Raw genomic sequence first — 19,837 nt, 5'->3', positions numbered from 1 at the left:
ATGAGATAGACTATTCCGGTTTCTCGAACTTGGCAATTTTGCAGGGCAGAAATTCTCTGATAATTTTTACTATTATAAATCAAAGATTTATGAACGGATTTGCGGAGGCTTGCCGCAGTTCTTAGAAACTGGCACGCCACTTGAATTGTATGAGGCAGAACCAAATCAAAGAGGTGCTGCCATGGTGAACAAGGCAATTTTCAAATCCTATTTTGGAAAGCTGCTCGCCGGCACGACGACGACCAACCACGAAGGCGCAGCAGCCTATGCTCTCTCGCCGCGTGAGGCCCTGGCGCAATATGCCGTCACCGGAACATTCAGCGACACCTTCTATGCGGATCCCGGGGAACAGCTCGATGCCGTGATGCGCCTTGGCGCGGAGGTCGAGCCGGAATTCCTGGCAAAGCTCGCGGTCTACGCGGCGGACAAGGGCCATATAAAGGACATGCCGGTCATGCTGCTGGCGATGCTTTCGGGCCTCGAAAGCGATGCCTTTGCGCGAGCTTTTCCGCGTGTGGTAAAGAGCGGCAAGATGTTGCGCGGCTTCGTGCAGGTCATGCGGTCGGGTGTCACCGGCCGGAAATCGCTCGGATCGCGGCCGAAGAAGATGGTCCAGGCCTGGTTCGACCGGGTGACGACGGAACAGTTCCTGCAGGCGATGGTCGGCAATGATCCGTCGCTGCCGGATGTGATCCGGATGGTGCATCCGAAGCCGCGGGATGCGAAACGTCAGGCGCTCTACGCCTGGGCGATTGGCAAGCCGTATGATATCGCCGCATTGCCGGCGGAGGCAAAGGCGTTCGAAGCGTTCAAGCGCGATAGCAGCTTGCCGCTGCCGCCCGTGCCGTTCCAGATGTTGACCTCGCTTGGTTTGAGCAAGGAGCAGTGGTCGGAAATCGCCTTGAAGGGCTCGTGGCAGATGGTGCGCCAGAACCTCAACACCTTTGCCCGAAACGGGGTGTTCGAGCTGGATGGCATGGCCGAACGGCTTGCTGCACGGATCGCCGATCCGGAAGCGGTGCGGAAGGCGCGTGTCTTCCCCTACCAGTTGATGGTGGCGTGGCATATGGCGAACCGGTCGGTTCCGGCTGTCGTTGCGGATGCTCTGCAGGATGCGATGGAGGTGGCAATCTCCAGCGTGCCGACCATCGGCGGCAATGTCGTGGTCTGCCCGGATGTTTCCGGCTCCATGTCGTCCCCCGTTACCGGTTACCGGAAGGGCGCGACATCAGCCGTCCGCTGCATCGATATCGCAGCACTCATGGCTGCGTCGTTCCTTCGACGTAACCGGCATGCGCGTATCATCCCGTTCGAACAGGACGTCGTAAACGTCCGCCTGAATGGGCGTGACAGCGTGATGACCAATGCGGCGAAGCTTGCGGCGGTCGGCGGCGGCGGAACGAACTGCTCTGCGCCGCTGCGGCTGCTGGCAAAGGAGAAGGCGGCGGTCGACCTCGTGGTCTTCGTCTCGGACAACCAGTCCTGGATGGATGCGCAGGGGCACGGCCAGGCGACCGGGATGATGGTCGAATGGGCGCGGATCAAGAGGCTGAACCCGGCTGCAAAGCTGGTCTGCCTCGACATCCAGCCTTACGTCCAGACGCCAGCCAGGGCCGAGGACGTGCTGAACATCGGCGGCTTCTCGGATGCCGTCTACGGAGCCATTGCCAGCTTCGCGGCCGGCAAGTCCGGTCCGGGCGAATGGGTTCGCAGAATCGAGGCGACCGATCTTTGAAATTGCCTCGCGCCGCCAGTGAACGGCGCGAGGCACCGTGACGAATGCCGGATGGAACTACAGACTGTCACTCTCCAGGTCGCGGGTTCGAATCCCGTCGGGTCCCCCCAAAAATAAGGACCCGTAGCTCAGCGGATAGAGCGGGTGTTCCACCATATCTCGTCGTCACGGACCAATCGAATGACATACAAACCACATGGCGAATGCCGGGGAAACTACATCGGTAACCCGAAAGGGCGCGGGTTCAAGGCCCGCCTTGTCGCCCAAATCCCGAAAGGGAGGAGGATGCGCAAGATGTTTCCTCAAGACTTGTCGCCATGACCGAAACTGCAGCGGCGAATGCCGGACGGAACTACAGCCTCCACCCTGAGGCGGCCCGACAGGTTCGACTCCTGTCCTTGGCGGCGCACTCTGGCACGAGCGGGGGCCACACAGGTTTCGTCCACCTTTGTCGCCGCTGCAAGTAATGCCTGGTGAATGCCGGCAGGACTACAGGAAAGAGCACTCCGCCGATCTCCGGCGGAGAGGTCGGATGTTCAAATTATCCCATCTCCCGCAAGGGACGTGTAGCTCAGCAATCATCCCGCCAACGTGTTGTCACCGGGATGCAAGAAACTTGGGCGAATGCCCCCGGTCGGACTACAGGGCCGCATCGCGCCATCGGTGATGGAATGCGTGCGGTAAGGTCTCCGGGAAAATCGTCGCCCAGGCGAGCATCAAACGTAACGAAGAAGAAGGACTGCAGACGCAGAAAAGAAGATGACCGAGATAATGAGCGGACAGGATCTGATCGACGCAGGCATGAGCCAGGGCAAGTGGTTTCGCCCTGCCCTCGATGCGGCCAACAGGGTTTTGAGCCAAGGCGGTTCGGCCGCAGAGGCGCTCGAAGCGGCAAGGGCCTTTCAGCCGGCGCCGACGCTCGCCTTGAGGGCGAATAACGATATCGAGATCTATTCCAATATCCGCGCCGAGAACACCTTCGAGCAGGACAATGTCGAGAAGGTCAACGCCACGATGCGGGCGCTTGCACGCACGCCGGTCATCCGGGCTGCAGCGATCATGCCCGATGCTTGCCCGGCCGGGCCGATCGGCACCATTCCGGTTGGTGGCGTCGTGGCATCGGAGGCGATCCATCCGGGCATGCACTCGGCGGATATCTGCTGCTCCATGGCGATCTCGATCTTCCCGGATGTCGATCCGAAATCACTTCTGGACGCCGTGCATGCGGTGACGCATTTCGGTCCCGGGGGCCGTCCGCGCGGCGCGCAGATCAAGCCTTCCGAAGCGACGCTGTCGGCCTTCCAGCAGAACCCGTTCCTGCGGGACGGGGCGCTCAGTGCCGGCATCGAACATTTCGGCACCCAGGGCGACGGCAATCACTTCGCCTATGTCGGCACGATGAAATCGACCGGTGAGACCGCACTCGTCACCCATCACGGGTCGCGTGCGCCGGGTGCCCGGCTCTACGACAAGGGCATGAAGACGGCGAACCGCTTCCGCGAGCAGATCTCGCCGGAAACGCTGCGGGACAATGCCTGGATCCCCGCCGACACCGAAGAGGGCGAGCTCTACTGGTCGGCTCTGCAGACTATCAGGCAGTGGACGAGGGAAAACCACTATGTCGTGCATGACATGGCAGCAGAGGCGCTCTCGGCAAAAGTGGCCGATCGTTTCTGGAACGAGCACAATTTCGTTTTCCGGAAATCGGACGGCCTCTTCTATCACGGCAAGGGAGCGACGCCCGCCTTCGACAAATGGGCTGAGGATGCGACCGATCTGACGATCATTCCGCTCAACATGGCGGAACCGATCCTGATCGTCCGCGGCTCCAACGCCGCCCATGGCCTCGGCTTCTCGCCGCATGGCGCCGGCCGTAACTTTTCGCGCAGCGCCCATATGCGGCGCCTGGCGGAAGAATATGGCGCCGATGCCCGCGGCTTGAGCCCGAACAACCTGGCGGCGATCCTGGAAAAGGAGACCGCGGGCCTGGACGTTCGCTTCTTCTCGGGCTTTGCCGACGCCTCGGAACTGCCGAGCGCCTACAAGTCTGCCGCCAATGTGCGTGCCCAGATCGAGCATTACGGTCTGGCCGAGGTGGTTGACGAGGTCATTCCCTATGGAAGCATCATGGCCGGTGACTGGCAGAAGGATGCACCCTGGCGTCGTAAACGGGAACGCCGTTGATTGCCTGCGGCAATGCTGCGGCCTTTGCCATATCGGCAAGGGCCGCAGCAGTAGGTGCATGCCATTCGGCCGCCGATTTATATTACTTTATCAAGGCCTAAGTATCCGCATCTCTTCGCATTATCTAAAAAATAACGCTGCCTCGTAACCACTCCTAAAGCCAGGTCTGGCACCTTGTCGGCACTCGATATTTGCGTCCAAATTTTCGGCTGGGGTTTTGTTATGAGTCACAATAAGGACGCCTGGGTCAGCCAGCGCGCTTATTCGCTGTGGGAATCGGAAGGCAGGCCGGAAGGCCGCGGGGAAAGCCATTGGATGCAGGCGCTCAAGGAATTCGAGCAGCTGGAACTGACGAAAGCCTCGCCCGACGGAAACGACCTTATCGAGAAGCTGAAGGCGGCCGGGCGGCTGATGCGGGTCTATGACGGAGCGGCCCCCGCCGTCGAGCACGATCTGCAGCTGAAAGCGGCGCGTTAAAACATTTTCCTGTCAGATTGAAGCACTCACACCGCCGGAGGCGGCAATGTGTCGTCCTGATACTATTGGCGGGCGGCCCAGCCGAGGCCGCGCCGCAGGATGAGCGGCATATAGGGATGGTCGAACTCGGCCGCGACATGGCCGAGAGCGGAATAGAAGATGCGGCCGGCGCCGAAATGGCGTTTGAAGACGACGGGCATCACCACGTTGCGCGCCGCCGGATCGTAGGCGCCGGTGAAAGTGGTGGTCGCAAGGATTTCGACCGTCGGATCATAATGCAGATAATATTGCTCCGAACGGTAGTCGAAGTCGGGAATGCCCTCCATGACAGGATCGTCCTGGCGAGTGACGGCGACACGGAAATCGATGATGTTGCCGGGATGGGCGACCCAGGTGACGCCGGAGACGTAGCGGAAAGGCGCGCTTTCCTTGAATGAGGTGGCGAGCGCGCCGTGATGGCCGGCGAGTCCGAGACCTCCGCGCACGGCCTCGACCAGGGCGCTAGCGTGGGGCTTTTCCAGCGTTTCGCCGGTGATGATGGGCACCAGCAGATCTGCCTTGGCCAGGGTCGGAGATCCGAATATGCCGAGATCGCCGGTCACCTCCACCGCAAAGTCGTCTTCGCGCAGGAGATCGGCGACTATATGGGCGCATTGTTCCGGCTCATGGCCCTGCCAGCCGCCCCAGACGATCAATGCCTTCCTCATTCCCGGTCTCCCTGACTGATTGCTGTGGATCGTTGATCATCACCCGATGATACAAGCCGCTTAAATCGGGCGGTCATGCAAATCACGCGAATAATTGATCGATTTTGCCGTTTCGGCCAATCGCAAACCGCCGGTTTCGGCATTTGACGTATTGTCCGCTCGTGCCAATCGCAGTTCCTTCTTTTTATTGACGTGTATCTCGTCTAGGTTTCTTCCATCTCTCACTGATGATTAAAGGTGGTGCATGGCAGGTGAAACGGTTCTTGTGGTCGGCGGCGCCGGTTATATCGGCTCGCATACGTGCCTCGACCTGGCGAGCAAGGGCTATAGGCCTGTCGTCTTCGATAATTTTTCAAACGGCCATCGCGAGTTCGTCAAATGGGGGCCGGCGGAAGAGGGCGACATTCGCGATCGTGCCCGGCTGGACGAGGTGCTGGCCACACACAAGCCGGCGGCCATCCTGCACTTTGCGGCGCTGATCGAGGTCGGCGAGTCGGTCAAGGATCCGGTTTCCTTCTATGAAAACAATGTCATCGGCACTTTGACGCTGCTTTCGGCAGCGCAAGCGGCCGGCATCAACGCCTTCGTCTTCTCCTCCACCTGCGCCACCTATGGCCTGCCGCAGAGCGTGCCGCTCGACGAGACGCACCGGCAAGTGCCGATCAATCCCTACGGCCGGACGAAATATATCGTCGAACAGGCGCTTGCCGATTACGACCAGTACAAGGACCTGCGCTCGGTGGTGCTGCGTTATTTCAATGCGGCCGGCGCCGATTTCGAAGGCCGGATCGGCGAATGGCACCAGCCGGAAACACATGCGATTCCCTTGGCGATCGACGCCGCACTCGGCCGTCGCCAGGGTTTCAAGGTGTTCGGCAGCGACTACGAGACGCGCGACGGCACCTGCGTGCGTGACTACATCCATGTGCTGGATCTTGCCGACGCGCATGTGCGCGCCGTCGAATATCTGCTGAAGGGCGGCGATTCCGTCGCGCTCAACCTCGGCACCGGCACGGGCACGACGGTCAGGGAATTGCTCGGGGCGATCGAGGACGTATCGAACCGCCCCTTTCCGGTCGAATATATCGGCCGGCGCGAAGGGGATTCGCATACGCTGGTCGCCAACAACGACAAGGCGCGCGACGTGCTCGGCTGGGTGCCGCAGTATGATCTGTCCGAGATCATAAGTTCCGCCTGGAACTGGCATGCAAAATCCAACCAGCATTGAGCCGAAACGCATTGAGAAGCTCCGCCGGCCCAATATTCTGCTGATCACTGCGGACCAATGGCGTGGCGACTGCCTATCGGCGGTCGGTCATGCTTGTGTGAAAACACCTCACATCGATGCGCTGGCACGCGAAGGCACGCTCTTCCGGCAGCATTATGCCGGGGCGGCCCCCTGCTCGCCGGCCCGGGCCACGCTCTATACCGGCCTTTATCAGATGAACCACCGCGTCTGCCGCAATGGTTCGCCGCTCGACGCGCGCTTCGACAATCTGGCGCTGGCGGCCCGGCGGGCGGGATACGACCCGACGCTGTTCGGCTATACCGACACGGCGCCCGATCCGCGCTGCATGGATGCGGCCGACCCGCATCTGACCACCTATGAAGGCGTGTTGCCGGGTTTTATCGCTCGCCAACTCCTGCCCGAGCATGAGCGGCAATGGCTCTCATGGCTCAAGTCACGTGGCCATGCGAATGCCGTCAGCCGCGACATCCACACTCCCGTCGGTGCTAGAGCCGGCGAAATTTCCGACGCGGCGCCAGCCTATTCAAGCGATGAGACCCAGACCGCCTTCCTGGCCGGCGAGTTCATTCGCTGGATGGGCGAACAGAACCGGCCGTGGTTTGCGCATGTCTCCTTCTTGCGTCCGCACCCACCATTCTCAGTGCCGGCGCCGTTCAACCGGATGTACAAGCCGGATGACGGGCCGGCCTTTGCGCGTGCGGAAAACCCCGAAGCGGAGCAGCGAGCTCATCCCTATCTCGCCTATGCCATGTCGCTCACCGACAAAGGCAGCTTCATTCACGGGGCGCAAGGGCCGCTCAGCGCCTGGAGCAGCGAGGACTTCGCGGCGATCCGGGCGATTTATTACGGGATGATCTCAGAGGTCGATGCGCAGCTCGGCCGGATCTGGCAGGCGCTGAAGGATGCGGGCGCCTGGGAGAATACGCTCGTCGTCTTCACCTCGGACCATGCCGAGATGGCGGGAGACCACTGGACGCTCGGCAAGGGTGGTTTCTTCGATGGCAGTTACCATATCCCGCTGATCATCCGCGATCCCGCAAACGATGCGGCCGGCAGGATCGTTGACGATTTCACCAGCGCCGCGGATATTTTTCCCACCCTTTGCGCAAGGCTCGGCATTGGGGCAAAGAACGGGCTCGACGGCCGGTCGCTGATGCCGTTCATCATGGGCGGGCGCTCGGAAGGCTGGCGCGACGCGATATTCTGGGAATTCGATTTCCGCGACATTGCCAAAGGTGAGACGGAGCGGCATTTCGGGCTGAGGCCGAACCAATGCAATCTCGCCGTGATCCGCGACGATCGGTTCAAATATGTGCATTTTGCCGCACTGCCGCCGCTGCTCTTCAATCTCAGCAATGATCCGATGGAACTCGACGACGTCGCGGCGGATCCGGCCTATGCGGCGATCCGGCTTGAATATGCCGAGAAGTTGCTCTCGCTGAGAGCGCGACATCTCGACCAGACGCTTGCCTATACCGAGCTGACGGAAAAGGGGCCGGTGACACACCGACCCCGGTAGAGCATCTCCGTCTTCTTCGAATGACGGCAATGCTCTCTTTATTGGGTAATTCCAGCAAAACCGCTGCTGGAATTGCCTTGAATCAACCGAGATAATCGCGCTTGCCGATCGGTGCGCCCTGATTGCGCAGGATGGCGTGGGCGGTAGCGACGTGAAAGTAGAAGTTCGGCAGGGCGAAGGTGGTGATGTATTCGTCACCCGGCAGCACGATGCCGCTCTTGCCCGGCAGAGTGATCTGGCGGCTTTCCGCGCCCTCCAGCGCTTGCGCCGAGAAGGTGGCGAGATAGGCTTCGGTCTTTGCCAGGCGCTCGCGCAACTGCTCGATCGTCGTCTCGTTATCGTCGAACTTCGGCGCGTCGGTTGCGGTCAGACGAGCGAGCGTGAACTTGGCGCTGTCGCTGGCCCGCTGATACTGACCGGCGAGTGGCAGCATGTCGGGCGCAAGCCGGGCGGAGACGAGTATGGCGGGATCGATATTCTTTTCCTTCGCATAGGCTTCAGCCTTGTCGAGATAGGTCTTCAGGCTGGCGAGGCCGCGCTGGAACATCGGAACGGTAAGGCGATAGATCGAAATGGACATCAGTCCTGTCTCCAAAATCTTCAATGGGCGGCCGCGGCGGATGTCGAAGGGCCTGCGGCGGTGAGCCTGTCTTCGACTTTCCCATAGATGGAGGCTGCCCACTTCGTGCGCAATGCCGCCGCACGCGTGTGCCGCGCGCAATTCCCATGCATTGCCCCATCGATATCCCGAGTGCCGCTAAAGAGAGGCTTGACGTCGCTCCCAGAAAATGGAATGAATATTCCGCATAACAAATTTTACGGTTTGTTTGTTCCGTTTTCGGAACGCCGCGGGAGAGGTGGCGCAGCAAATTGCGGCTTCAGGGCAGATGCCTGGAGCTCCGGCGTGAGGAGGGTGCAGCCGGGCACCGCTTTGTGGAGGAAGTAAAAATGAAAAAGTTTATCCTGGGCACTGCGATGGCGCTCGTCATGTCGACGGCCGCCCACGCGGAAACGGTTGGCGTGTCGATGGCGAAGTTCGACGACAACTTCCTGACCGTTCTGCGCAACGGCATGACCGATTATGCCAAAACCCTGAGCGGCGTCACGCTACAGGTCGAAGACGCGCAGAACGACGTTTCCAAGCAGCAGAGCCAGATCCAGAATTTCATCGCCTCCAAGGTCGATGCAATCATCGTCAACCCTGTCGATACCGACGCGACCACGGCAATGTCCAAGCTTGCCGCCGATGCCGGCATTCCGCTGGTTTACGTCAACCGCCAGCCGGTCAACGTCGACACGCTTCCGGAAAAGCAGGCCTTCGTCGCTTCCAACGAGCAGGAATCCGGCACGCTGGAAACCAAGGAAATCTGCCGCATTCTCGGTGGTAAGGGCAAGGCCGTCGTCATCATGGGCGAGCTTTCCAACCAGGCTGCCCGCATGCGCACCCAGGACGTCCACGACGTCGTCAAGACCGACGAGTGCAAGGGCCTTGAAATTGTCGAAGAGCAGACGGCCAACTGGGACCGCACCCAGGGCGCCGACCTGATGACCAACTGGCTCTCTAGCGGCATCGAGTTCGACGCGGTGATCTCCAACAACGACGAAATGGCGATCGGCGCCATCCAGGCACTGAAGGCAGCCGGCAAGGATATGAAGAAGGTCGTCATCGGCGGCGTCGACGCCACCCAGGACGCGCTTGCCGCCATGCAGGCAGGCGACCTCGACGTCACCGTCTTCCAGGACGCTGCCGGCCAGGGCAAGGGCGCACTCGACACGGCGCTCAAGATCGCCAAGGGCGAAAAGACCGAGAAGAAGGTGTACATTCCCTTCCAGCTCGTCACGCCTGAAAACGTCAAGGACTTCGTCACCAAGAACTGAGACGAGTGCCAACAGGATGCGGGCTCTGCCCGCATCCTTTCCGCCTGTCCGTATTTGGAGGAGATGATATGGCCGTCAGCCCGACAACCATGGCCGCCGTGCGTGCGAGCGGCGCAGTTCCGAATGCGGAATATCTGCTGAGCGCCGAGGGCGTTCGCAAGGAATTTCCCGGTGTCGTCGCGCTCGATGACGTGCAGTTCCGGCTGAAGCGCGCCTCCGTGCATGCGCTGATGGGTGAAAACGGCGCCGGCAAATCGACATTGATGAAGATTCTCGCCGGCATCTATACGCCCGATAAAGGCGATATTCGCCTCAAAGGGGTCGAGATCCAGCTGAAATCTCCGCTCGATGCGCTGGAGAACGGTATCGCCATGATCCATCAGGAGCTGAACCTGATGCCGTTCATGACCGTTGCCGAAAATATCTGGATCCGCCGCGAACCGAAGAACCGCTTCGGTTTCATTGACCATGGCGTGATGCACAGCATGACCGAGGAGCTGTTTGCCCGGCTCAATATTGATATCGATCCCGATATCGAAGTCCGGCACCTCTCGGTCGCCAACAGGCAGATGGTCGAGATCGCCAAGGCGGTTTCCTATAATTCCGATGTCCTCATCATGGACGAGCCCACTTCGGCCCTCACGGAGCGCGAGGTCGAGCATCTTTTCCGCATCATCCGCGATCTCAGGTCTGAGGGCATCGGCATCGTCTACATCACCCACAAGATGAACGAGCTCTTCGAGATCGCCGACGAGTTTTCCGTCTTCCGCGATGGCCGATATATCGGCACGCATGCCTCGACCGACGTCACCCGCGACGACATCATCCGCATGATGGTCGGGCGCGAGATCACTCAGATGTTTCCGAAGGAAGAGGTGCCCATCGGCGAGGTCGTGCTCTCCGTCAAAGACCTCTGTCTCAAGGGCGTCTTCCGCAATGTTTCCTTCGAGGTCAGAGCCGGCGAGATTCTCGGTGTGGCCGGCCTCGTCGGCTCCGGACGGTCGAATGTCGCCGAAACGCTGTTCGGCGTGACGCCGGCAAGCTCCGGCACGATCGAACTGTTCGGCAAGCCGGTGACGATTTCCTCGCCGACCGAGGCCATCCGTCACCAGATGGCATTCCTGACGGAGGATCGCAAAGACACCGGCTGCCTATTGATCCTGGATATCCTGGAAAACATGCAGATCGCCGTCCTGCAGGACAAATTTGTCAAGGGTGGTTTCGTGCAGCAAGGAGCGCTCGAGGCGACCTGCGAAGACATGGCGAAAAGGCTGCGCGTGAAAACCCCCAATCTTTACGAGCGGGTGGAAAATCTTTCGGGTGGCAATCAGCAGAAAGTGCTGATCGGGCGCTGGCTGCTCACCCATCCGAAGATCCTGATCCTCGATGAACCGACACGCGGCATCGATGTCGGCGCCAAGGCGGAAATCCATCGGCTGGTCACGGAAATGGCGCGAAACGGCGTGGCAGTCATCATGATCTCATCCGAAATGCCCGAGGTTCTCGGCATGAGCGACCGCATCATGGTCATGCATGAGGGCCTGGTGACCGGTTTCCTCAATCGCGATGAAGCAACGCAGATCAAGGTGATGGAGCTGGCTGCGCGGTAATGCGCAGCTTGCGATCGCCTAAGGGAGGTTTGATATGAGTACCAAGGCAGCAGAGGGTACGGCCCCGCTCGCAACCCGGCAGAGACGGCGGCGTATGCCGCCGGAACTCAGCATCTTCCTGGTGCTTGTCGGCATCGCGCTCATCTATGAAGCGCTCGGCTGGATGTTCATCGGCCAAAGCTTCCTGATGAATTCGCAGCGCCTGACAATCATGATCCTGCAGGTCTCCGTCATCGGCATTATCGCCGTTGGCGTTACGCAGGTCATCATAACAGGCGGCATCGATCTATCATCGGGCTCCGTCGTCGGCATGACGGCGATGATCGCAACCAGTTTCGCTCAGTCCTCCACCTGGGGGCGGGCCGTCTTCCCTTCGCTGACCGATCTTCCGGCGCTCGTGCCCATCGTGATCGGTCTGCTGATCGGAGCGGCGGCGGGTCTCGCGAACGGCGCGCTCATCGCCTATACGAAGATCCCGCCGTTCATTGCAACGCTTGGCATGTTCGTTTCCGCCAGAGGTGTTGCCAAGTGGTATACGAAGGGACAGCCGGTTTCCGGCATCACCGAGCAGTTTCATTTCATTGGAACGAAGGCGTGGCCGGTTGTCGTCTTCCTCGTCGTTGCACTGATCTTCCATATCGCGCTGCGCTACACCCGCTATGGAAAGTTCACCTACGCCATCGGCGCGAACCCCCAGGCCGCCCGCGTTTCCGGTATCAACATCGAAGCGCACCTCGTCAAAGTCTATGTGATCGCTGGATTGCTTGCTGGTCTCGCCGGTATCGTCACGGCGGCGCGTGCGGAAACCGCGCAGGCAAGCATGGGCGTCGGATATGAGTTGGACGCGATCGCCGCGACCGTCATCGGCGGCACCTCGCTCACTGGCGGCGTCGGGCGCATCACCGGCACAGTCATCGGCACCATCATTCTCGGCGTCATGACCTCGGGCTTCACCTTCCTCAGGATCGACGCCTATTACCAGGAGATCGTCAAAGGCTTCATCATCGTCGCGGCCGTCGTCATCGACGTCTACAGGCAGAAGAAAAGGCGCAAGCACTGATCTCAGGCAGTGCGAACCGATCATTTGCGGGGGCTTCGGCCCCCGTTTCCATTTCGGCGAAGCTCTTGGAGACGACCACAGATTTTTTAAAAAAAGGATGGCGAATCCCGCCAGCTTTTCTATTCTGCCAGGTCATACGCCCGCCTCGGGCAGCGCAGGAAGACAGATGCAATTCGTATTTGACGGCCACAACGACGTTCTCCTTCGACTCTGGACACATTCAAAAGACGGCAGCGACCCGATCACGGAATTCGCAGACGGCACGACGCTCGGGCATATCGATGCGCGGAGGGCCAGAGAGGGCGGCCTTTCAGGCGGTCTTTGCGCGATCTACATTCCCTCCGGCGATCTGGTCTTTGCCGATCCGGATGCCGACGGCCGTTATATCACGCCAATGGCGGCGCCTCTCGATCCGCTGCCTTCCCTTGCCATAGCCACTGAGATGGCGGCGATCGCGCTGCGGCTCGACCAGGCCGGCGCCTGGCGGCTCTGCCGGACGGTGAAGGATATCCGCAGCGCCATGGCGGACGATATATTTGCCGCCGTCATGCATATGGAAGGCTGCGAGGCGATCGGCGCCGATCTTGCGGCGCTCGAGGTATTCTATGCAGCCGGGCTGCGGTCGCTCGGGCCGGTCTGGAGCCGGCACAATGTCTTCGGTTACGGCGTGCCCTTCGCCTTTCCGATGTCGCCGGATACGGCGCCCGGCCTCACCGATGCCGGCTTCGAGCTGGTGCGGGAATGCAATCGCCTCGGTATCGTGATCGACCTTGCCCATATCACCGAAAAAGGTTTCTGGGACGTGGCGAAGACGACGGACCAGCCGCTGGTCTCCAGCCATTCCAACGCCCATGCGCTGACGCCGGTCGCCCGCAATCTGACGGACAGGCAGCTTGATGCTATCCGCGAAAGCCGCGGGCTCGTCGGCATCAACTATGCCACCGCCATGCTGCGTCCCGATGGCCGCTCGGACAGCGATACGCCGCTTGCCGATATGATCCGCCACATCGACTATCTGGTGAACCGCATCGGCATCGATTGCGTAGGGCTCGGATCGGACTTCGACGGCGCCACAATTCCTGAGGAAATCGGCGACGCGGCCGGCAATCAGAAGCTGATTGCCGCTCTCCGGGAGGTTGGATATGGTGAGGCCGATCTCACGAAACTTGCCCGTGAAAATTGGCTTCGTATTCTGGCGCAAGCCTGGCGGGAGACCGCGCCTAAAGCGCCGCGCGCCTCTGGACGCACTGAAAACGGACAATAGTTTTAATGGGATATGACCGACAAAACGCTTCGTAATCAATCAAGAACAGGGGAACAGACCATGATGATCACCAAGCTCAGCCGCAATTTCCGCCTGCTTTCCGCAGGAGCCGCCCTTTCGCTTCTGATGATGACGGCACCCGCCGCCTTTGCCGAAACGCCCAAGGACACGTTGGTCGAGGGTGTTGCCATAGACGACATCATCACCATGGATCCGGGCGAAGCTTTCGAGTTTTCGACGGCGGAGGTTACCAGCAACAGCTACAGCCTGCTCGTCCGCCTCGATCTTGCCGACACGTCCAAGGTGAAGGGTGATCTTGCCGAGAGCTGGAGCGTTTCGGATGACGGCCTCACCTATACCTTCAAGCTGAAACCCGGTCTGAAATTCGCCTCCGGAAACCCGATTACCGCCGAAGACGTCGCCTGGTCCTTCGAACGCGCCGTCAAGCTCGACAAGAGCCCGGCCTTCATCCTCACCCAGTTCGGCCTGACCGGCGACAATGTCACCGAAAAGGCCAAGGCGGCCGACGCCAATACCTTCGTCTTCACCGTGGACAAGGCCTATGCGCCGAGCTTCGTGCTCAACTGCCTGACGGCGACCGTCGCTTCCGTCGTAGACAAGAAGCTGGTGATGGAACATGTGAAGGCGGTGACGCCGGATGCCGAGCACAAATACGACAATGACTTCGGCAATGAGTGGCTGAAGACCGGCTATGCCGGCTCCGGCGCCTATAAGCTGCGCGAATGGCGGGCAAACGAAGTTGTCGTGCTGGAACGCAACGACAATTATTACGGCGACAAGGCCAAGCTCAACCGCGTCATCTACCGCTACATGAAGGAGAGTTCGGCCCAGCGGCTGGCGCTCGAAGCCGGCGATATCGACATCGCCCGCAATCTCGAGCCGGGTGATATCGACGCCGTTTCCAAGAATGCCGATCTGGCAACGACCAGCGCGCCGAAGGGCACGATCTACTATGTCAGCCTGAACAGCAAGAACGAGAACCTGAAGAAGCCCGAGGTCCAGGAGGCCTTCAAATATTTGGTCGACTACGACGCCATCGGCGCGACCTTGATCAAGGGGATCGGCGAGATCCACCAGACCTTCTTGCCGAAGGGCCAGCTCGGTGCGCTCGATGAAAATCCCTACAAGCTCGATGTCGCCAAAGCCAAGGAGCTGCTTGCCAAGGCCGGTGTCCCCGACGGCTTTTCGGTGACGATGGACGTGCGCAACACGCAGCCGGTCACCGGCATCGCCGAATCCATGCAGCAGACGCTGGCACAGGCCGGCGTCAAGCTGGAAATCATCCCCGGCGACGGCAAGCAGACGCTGACCAAATATCGCGCCCGTACCCATGACATGTACATCGGCAACTGGGGCTCCGATTATTTCGATCCGAATTCCAATGCCGACACCTTCACCAGCAACCCGGACAATTCCGATGCCGGCACGGTGAAGACGCTCGCTTGGCGCAATACGTGGGAGGCGCCGGAACTGGACAAGCAGACAAAGGCCGCTCTGCTCGAACCTGACAACGCCAAGCGCGCGGCAATGTATGAGGATATCCAGAAGAAGTTCCTCGCCAACAGCCCGTTCGTCATCATCTTCCAGCAGACCGAGGTTGCCGGATATCGGAAAAATCTGAAGGACTTCAAGCTGGGGCCGAGCTTCGACACCAACTTCGTCGGTCCGATCGCCAAGGAATAATCCGGCGGGATTAACGGCGTGAGCACCATCGAAACCACACGGGAGGCGCGGCTCCGCAAGGGCCGTGCCGACGCCTTCGCGAAGGCTTTGGGGCGGTTCCTGTTCGCCGCCGTCACCACTTATCTCGGCCTGCTGGCCGTCACCTTCTTCATCGGCCGCGTCGTGCCGATCGATCCCGTGCTCGCCATCCTCGGCGACCGCGCCCCTACCCACGTCGTCGAGCGGGTGCGCCAGGAGATGGGTTTCAATCTGCCGCTCTATCAGCAGTTCTACATCTATATCAAAGGCATCCTGTCCGGCGATTTCGGCAATTCGGTGCTGACGACCAATCCTGTCATGGTCGACATTCGCCGGGTCATGCCGGCGACGATCGAGCTCGCGACGTTGGGAACGCTGATCGGCGCCTGCGTCGGCGTGCCGCTCGGTGTTCTCGCTGCAGTGCGCCGCGGCAGCATCGCCGACCAGATCGTGCGCGTCATCGGCCTCGTCGGCTATTCCGTGCCGATTTTCTGGCTGGCGCTGATTTCGCTCGTCATCTTCTATGCGCAGCTGCGCTGGGTGGCCTTTCCCGGCCGCATCGACATCGTCTTCGAATATACGTTCACGCCGATCACCGGCTTCTATCTTCTGGACAGCGCCTGGCAGGGGCAATGGGATGTCTTCTATGACGTCTTCCGTCACATCATCCTGCCCGCTTCGCTGCTCGGCTATTTCTCGCTCGCCTATATCAGCCGCATGACCCGCAGCTTCATGCTGAACGAGCTTTCGCAGGAATATATCGTAGCCGCGCGTGCCAAGGGGCTTTCGGAAACGCGGGTGATCTGGGGCCATGCGCTACGCAATGCCGCCGTGCCGCTCGTCACCGTCATCGCGCTTTCCTATGCCGGGCTGCTCGAAGGATCGGTGCTGACCGAGACCGTCTTTTCCTGGCCGGGCATCGGGCTCTACATCACCAATTCGCTGCAGAACGCCGATATGAACGCCGTGCTCGGCGGCACGATCGTCATCGGGACGATCTTCATCGGCATCAACCTTCTGTCCGATCTTCTCTACCGGACACTCGATCCGAGGACGCGAAATCGATGACGGCTCCTGCCAGCCCCTCTCCTGCGATGAGCCGCCGCGAATGGCTGCTTTCCGACCGGCCGCAATCGCGCAGGCAGGCCCGTCTCGGCCGCGCTTACGTCACCTGGCGGCAGTTCACGGCCAACAGGCTCGCCGTTGTCGGCCTGCTGATCATCATCGCCCTGCTCCTCGTCGCCGCGTTCGCGGATTTCCTCGCCACACACAACCCCGTCGTCGGCGATCTCCGCAATGCCCGCCTGCTGCCGCCGGGAACGAGCGGCTACCTGCTCGGCACAGACGATCAGGGCCGCGACATCTATTCACGGCTGATCTATGGATCGCGATTGACTCTGTTCGTCGTCGCGCTCGTCGCCATCATCTCCGCGCCAATCGGGCTGATCGTCGGCACGGTCTCGGGTTATGCCGGCGGCTGGGTGGATGCGACGCTGATGCGCATCACCGATATCTTTCTTGCCTTTCCGAAGCTGGTATTGGCGCTCGCCTTCGTTGCCGCTCTCGGCCCGGGCATCCAGAACGCAGTCATTGCCATCGCCATCACCTCCTGGCCGCCCTATGCCCGCATCGCTCGCGCCGAGACGCTGACGGTCCGGCGTTCCGACTATATCTCGGCGGTGAAGCTGATGGGCGCCTCGCCGTTTCGCATCATCGTGCGCCATGTCATGCCGCTCTGCATTTCCTCGCTGATTGTGCGCGTGACGCTCGATATGGCCGGCATCATCCTGACGGCGGCCGGCCTCGGCTTTCTCGGTCTCGGCGCACAGCCGCCGCTGCCGGAATGGGGCGCGATGATCGCCTCCGGCCGGCGCTTCATCCTCGATCAGTGGTGGGTCGCGGCCATGCCCGGCATCGCCATCCTCATCGTCAGCCTCGGTTTCAACCTCTTGGGCGACGGCCTGCGCGACGCGCTCGATCCGAAGGAGAGCGGCCAATGACGACACTTCTGACGGTCGACAGGCTCAAGGTCAGTTATCCCACCCGCACCGGCGTGATCGAGGCCGTGCGCGGCGTCTCCTTCACGCTCGGCAGGGAAAGGCTCGGCATCGTCGGCGAATCCGGCTCCGGCAAGTCGCAGACCGGCCGGGCGATCATGGGGCTGACGCCGAAACACGGAATCGTCACGGCCCACAGGCTCGATTTCAGCGGCATCGATCTCCTCAAGGCATCCGCCGGCGAAAGGCGCAGGTTGCGCGGCAAGCGCATCGCCATGATCCTGCAGGATCCGAAATATTCGCTCGACCCCGTCATGACGATCGGACGGCAGATCTGCGAAACGCTGCGCACCCATGAGAAGATCGGCAAGGCGGAGGCGCGCGAACGGGCGCTCGCCATGCTGGAAGCGGTTCAGATCCGCGACCCCCAACGCGTCTTCGACCTGCACCCGCACGAGGTTTCGGGCGGCATGGGACAGCGCGCCATGATCGCCATGATGCTGATTGCCGGACCCGAACTGCTGATTGCCGACGAGCCCACTTCGGCGCTCGACGTGACAGTGCAGCTCGATGTGCTCCGGATCATGGACAGGCTGGTCTCCGAGCGTGGCATGGGGCTGATCTTCGTCTCCCATGATCTGAGACTGGTCTCTTCCTTCTGCGACCGGGTCATCGTCATGTATGCCGGCAAGATCGTCGAAGAGCTCGCGGCCGCCGATCTCAAACATGCGCAGCATCCCTATACCAGGGGACTGCTGAACTGCATGCCGGAGATCGGCGCGAACCGCCATCCGCTGCCGGTGCTCGACCGCAAGCCGGAGTGGGCGGCATGAGCGCAGCCCTCCATGTCGACAATCTCAGCGTCGTCTACGATGATTTTCATGCGCTGAAGGATGTCGGCATCAGCGTCGAGCGCGGTGAATCCTTCGGCCTCGTCGGTGAATCCGGGTCGGGAAAATCGACCTTGCTGCGCGCCGTTGCCGGACTTGCGCCGATCAGCGGCGGCGCGATCCGCATCGACGGCGAAGAGCTGAAAGGTTCAAAGCGCAGCAAGGCCTTCTATCGGCGCGTGCAGATGGTCTTCCAGGATCCCTACGGCTCGCTGCATCCGCGCCAGACGATCGACCGGCTGCTGCTCGAACCGCTTGCGATCCACGCCGTTACCGACAGCGACAAGCGCATTGCCCGCGCGCTCGACGAAGTCGGCCTCGGCAATGGTTTCCGTTTCCGCTATCCGCATCAGCTTTCCGGCGGTCAGCGACAGCGTGTGGCGATCGCCAGGGCGCTGATCGTGCAACCGTCGATCCTGCTGCTCGACGAGCCGACGTCGGCGCTCGACGCCTCGGTGCAGGCGGAGGTGCTGAACCTGCTCGAACAGATCCGCCGCGACCGCAAGCTCACCTTCGTCATGGTCAGCCATGACCTCGGCGTCATCACCCATATGTGCGAAAGGCTCGCGGTGATGCGCAACGGCGCCGTCGTCGAACGATTGAGCTCGGAAGAGCTGGCGCGGGGCGCGATCCAGGAGGATTACACGAAAAATTTGATGATCGCGAGCAAGGGTTTCGTCAAAGCCTGAAAGGCAATCATTTCAAGCCATTGAAAAGAAAAGGCTGGTGGCGGCGTTAAGGATAATGCTCCCTTAAAAGACGACCATTCGACTAGACTATTGACAGCCGCCCCGCTTCTGTCATGATCCTGTTAACGATTGTTAGCTTTCGTGATCGATGGAGGTCGAGGCATGTTCTTTCTCGGTGGGATGACCATGGGCTATCTCGATCCTCCCGCGAGAGCCGATCGCAAGGAACAGATCACGGTCTCCATACCGGCGGAACAGGACCGGCGCCTGATCGGGACCGAGACCTCCAATCTGCAGCAGAACGAGAACGCCATCGAGCGCTCTTTGATCTGGGCATGGCGCACGCTCTGCTAAAGAGCGGTTGAATTTTCTCTTCCGCTCACTCTGGACGGAAATTTATCTCTACCTACCTGATAGGGAATAAGAAATATAACAGCGAGCCGCACAACCGGCCGCACGAGAACAACGGAGGCGACACATGGCAGAGCTGGGTATTTCGCATACTCACGTGAACCACTATGGTTCGGTAGCCACCAAGAAGCCGCACGCGACGCGCCACAGGCTTCAGACGGTGCTCCATGGGACGATCTTCACCGCGGCATTCCTGTTCGTGGTGGCAATGGTCTGCGGCGTCCTCGGATAGTCGGCAGATGATAGGCCTCGGCACGTGCCGGGGCTGCTTGCGCCCATCCATGCGGCGCGTTTCCGCGCTTGGGCAAGCCCGATCAAAGCGCGGCCAGACGATGATCTGGCGAACCTTCCTCTTATCGAAAAGCTCCTGCCAGTCCGCCAGTGGCGACATGCTCGGCGCTCTGCCTTGCGCCGCAAGCGCGCCGGCTCGTTCGGCCCACGACTT

Annotated in this window: 18 protein-coding genes; 16 read left to right on the top strand and 2 right to left on the bottom strand. The window is 60.7% G+C overall.

Translation table 11 applies throughout. The annotated features are described in order from the left end of the window. Positions 1-181 precede the first annotated feature (181 nt). From QWJ46_RS08535 to QWJ46_RS08525, 3 genes are all read left to right on the top strand, one after another. Positions 182-1,735 (top strand): TROVE domain-containing protein, encoded by a 1,554-nt coding sequence (locus QWJ46_RS08535; RefSeq protein WP_302750662.1) that lies wholly within the window; start codon positions 182-184, stop codon positions 1,733-1,735. A gap of 771 nt (positions 1,736-2,506) precedes the next feature. Beyond that, positions 2,507-3,919: an RtcB family protein gene (locus tag QWJ46_RS08530; protein WP_302750881.1), complete on the top strand. Its 1,413-nt coding sequence runs from the start codon at positions 2,507-2,509 to the stop codon at positions 3,917-3,919. Positions 3,920-4,141: 222 nt separating this feature from the next. Beyond that, positions 4,142-4,396 carry a DUF2934 domain-containing protein gene (locus QWJ46_RS08525; protein WP_184454686.1) on the top strand — a complete coding sequence of 85 codons (255 nt, stop codon included), beginning with the start codon at positions 4,142-4,144 and terminating at the stop codon, positions 4,394-4,396. A gap of 62 nt (positions 4,397-4,458) precedes the next feature. Here QWJ46_RS08525 and QWJ46_RS08520 read toward each other — a convergent pair whose 3' ends face one another. Then, positions 4,459-5,103 (bottom strand): ThuA domain-containing protein, encoded by a 645-nt coding sequence (locus QWJ46_RS08520; RefSeq protein WP_302750660.1) that lies wholly within the window; start codon positions 5,101-5,103, stop codon positions 4,459-4,461. A 244-nt stretch (positions 5,104-5,347) separates the two neighbouring features. Between QWJ46_RS08520 and galE the strand changes: the two genes are divergently transcribed. Together galE and QWJ46_RS08510 are read left to right on the top strand one after the other, a co-directional pair. After that, positions 5,348-6,331, top strand: a complete 984-nt coding sequence (gene galE / locus QWJ46_RS08515) for a UDP-glucose 4-epimerase GalE (protein WP_302750659.1) — start codon at positions 5,348-5,350, stop codon at positions 6,329-6,331. Then, a complete protein-coding gene (locus tag QWJ46_RS08510) occupies positions 6,309-7,871 on the top strand; it encodes an alkaline phosphatase family protein (RefSeq protein ID WP_302750657.1) in 1,563 nt (520 codons plus the stop codon). The genes galE and QWJ46_RS08510 overlap by 23 nt, the downstream gene beginning before the upstream one ends. Before the next feature lie 82 nt (positions 7,872-7,953). Here the strand turns inward: QWJ46_RS08510 and QWJ46_RS08505 are convergent, their stop codons facing one another. Continuing rightward, on the bottom strand, positions 7,954-8,451 hold the full coding sequence (locus QWJ46_RS08505) for a DUF1993 family protein (RefSeq protein WP_302750656.1): 498 nt from the start codon (positions 8,449-8,451) through the stop codon (positions 7,954-7,956). A gap of 368 nt (positions 8,452-8,819) precedes the next feature. On the opposite strand from QWJ46_RS08505, the gene QWJ46_RS08500 reads away from it, so the two are divergent. From QWJ46_RS08500 to QWJ46_RS08450, 11 genes are all read left to right on the top strand, one after another. Continuing rightward, entirely contained in the window at positions 8,820-9,749 is a 930-nt protein-coding gene (locus QWJ46_RS08500; RefSeq protein WP_184454674.1) for a sugar ABC transporter substrate-binding protein, read from the top strand. A 68-nt stretch (positions 9,750-9,817) separates the two neighbouring features. Then, positions 9,818-11,359: a sugar ABC transporter ATP-binding protein gene (locus QWJ46_RS08495; protein WP_302750655.1), complete on the top strand. Its 1,542-nt coding sequence runs from the start codon at positions 9,818-9,820 to the stop codon at positions 11,357-11,359. Between the two features lie 34 nt (positions 11,360-11,393). Beyond that, on the top strand, positions 11,394-12,419 hold the full coding sequence (locus QWJ46_RS08490; protein ID WP_302750653.1) for an ABC transporter permease: 1,026 nt from the start codon (positions 11,394-11,396) through the stop codon (positions 12,417-12,419). A 166-nt stretch (positions 12,420-12,585) separates the two neighbouring features. Continuing rightward, complete coding sequence (locus QWJ46_RS08485) at positions 12,586-13,683, top strand: dipeptidase (RefSeq protein ID WP_302750652.1); 1,098 nt, start codon at positions 12,586-12,588, stop codon at positions 13,681-13,683. 60 nt (positions 13,684-13,743) lie between these two features. Beyond that, positions 13,744-15,387, top strand: coding sequence for an ABC transporter substrate-binding protein (locus tag QWJ46_RS08480; protein ID WP_302750651.1), 1,644 nt, complete (start codon positions 13,744-13,746; stop codon positions 15,385-15,387). A gap of 18 nt (positions 15,388-15,405) precedes the next feature. Further along, a complete protein-coding gene (locus tag QWJ46_RS08475; RefSeq protein WP_302750650.1) occupies positions 15,406-16,473 on the top strand; it encodes an ABC transporter permease in 1,068 nt (355 codons plus the stop codon). Then, entirely contained in the window at positions 16,470-17,405 is a 936-nt protein-coding gene (locus tag QWJ46_RS08470) for an ABC transporter permease (protein ID WP_302750648.1), read from the top strand. Before QWJ46_RS08475 ends, QWJ46_RS08470 begins: the two co-directional genes overlap by 4 nt. Beyond that, positions 17,402-18,235, top strand: a complete 834-nt coding sequence (locus QWJ46_RS08465) for an ABC transporter ATP-binding protein (RefSeq protein ID WP_302750647.1) — start codon at positions 17,402-17,404, stop codon at positions 18,233-18,235. Before QWJ46_RS08470 ends, QWJ46_RS08465 begins: the two co-directional genes overlap by 4 nt. Further along, positions 18,232-18,981 carry an ABC transporter ATP-binding protein gene (locus QWJ46_RS08460; RefSeq protein WP_184454658.1) on the top strand — a complete coding sequence of 250 codons (750 nt, stop codon included), beginning with the start codon at positions 18,232-18,234 and terminating at the stop codon, positions 18,979-18,981. The genes QWJ46_RS08465 and QWJ46_RS08460 overlap by 4 nt, the downstream gene beginning before the upstream one ends. 162 nt (positions 18,982-19,143) lie before the next feature. Continuing rightward, a complete protein-coding gene (locus QWJ46_RS08455; RefSeq protein WP_302750644.1) occupies positions 19,144-19,335 on the top strand; it encodes a hypothetical protein in 192 nt (63 codons plus the stop codon). A 124-nt stretch (positions 19,336-19,459) separates the two neighbouring features. Further along, positions 19,460-19,624 carry a hypothetical protein gene (locus QWJ46_RS08450; RefSeq protein ID WP_020922541.1) on the top strand — a complete coding sequence of 55 codons (165 nt, stop codon included), beginning with the start codon at positions 19,460-19,462 and terminating at the stop codon, positions 19,622-19,624. Positions 19,625-19,837: the final 213 nt, after the last annotated feature.

Origin of the sequence: Rhizobium sp. CBN3 (genome assembly GCF_030518245.1) — a bacterium.
GTDB lineage: Bacteria > Pseudomonadota > Alphaproteobacteria > Rhizobiales > Rhizobiaceae > Rhizobium > Rhizobium aethiopicum_A.
The sequence above is the reverse complement of the archived record's forward strand: the minus strand, read 5'-3'. Positions and strand labels throughout refer to the sequence as shown.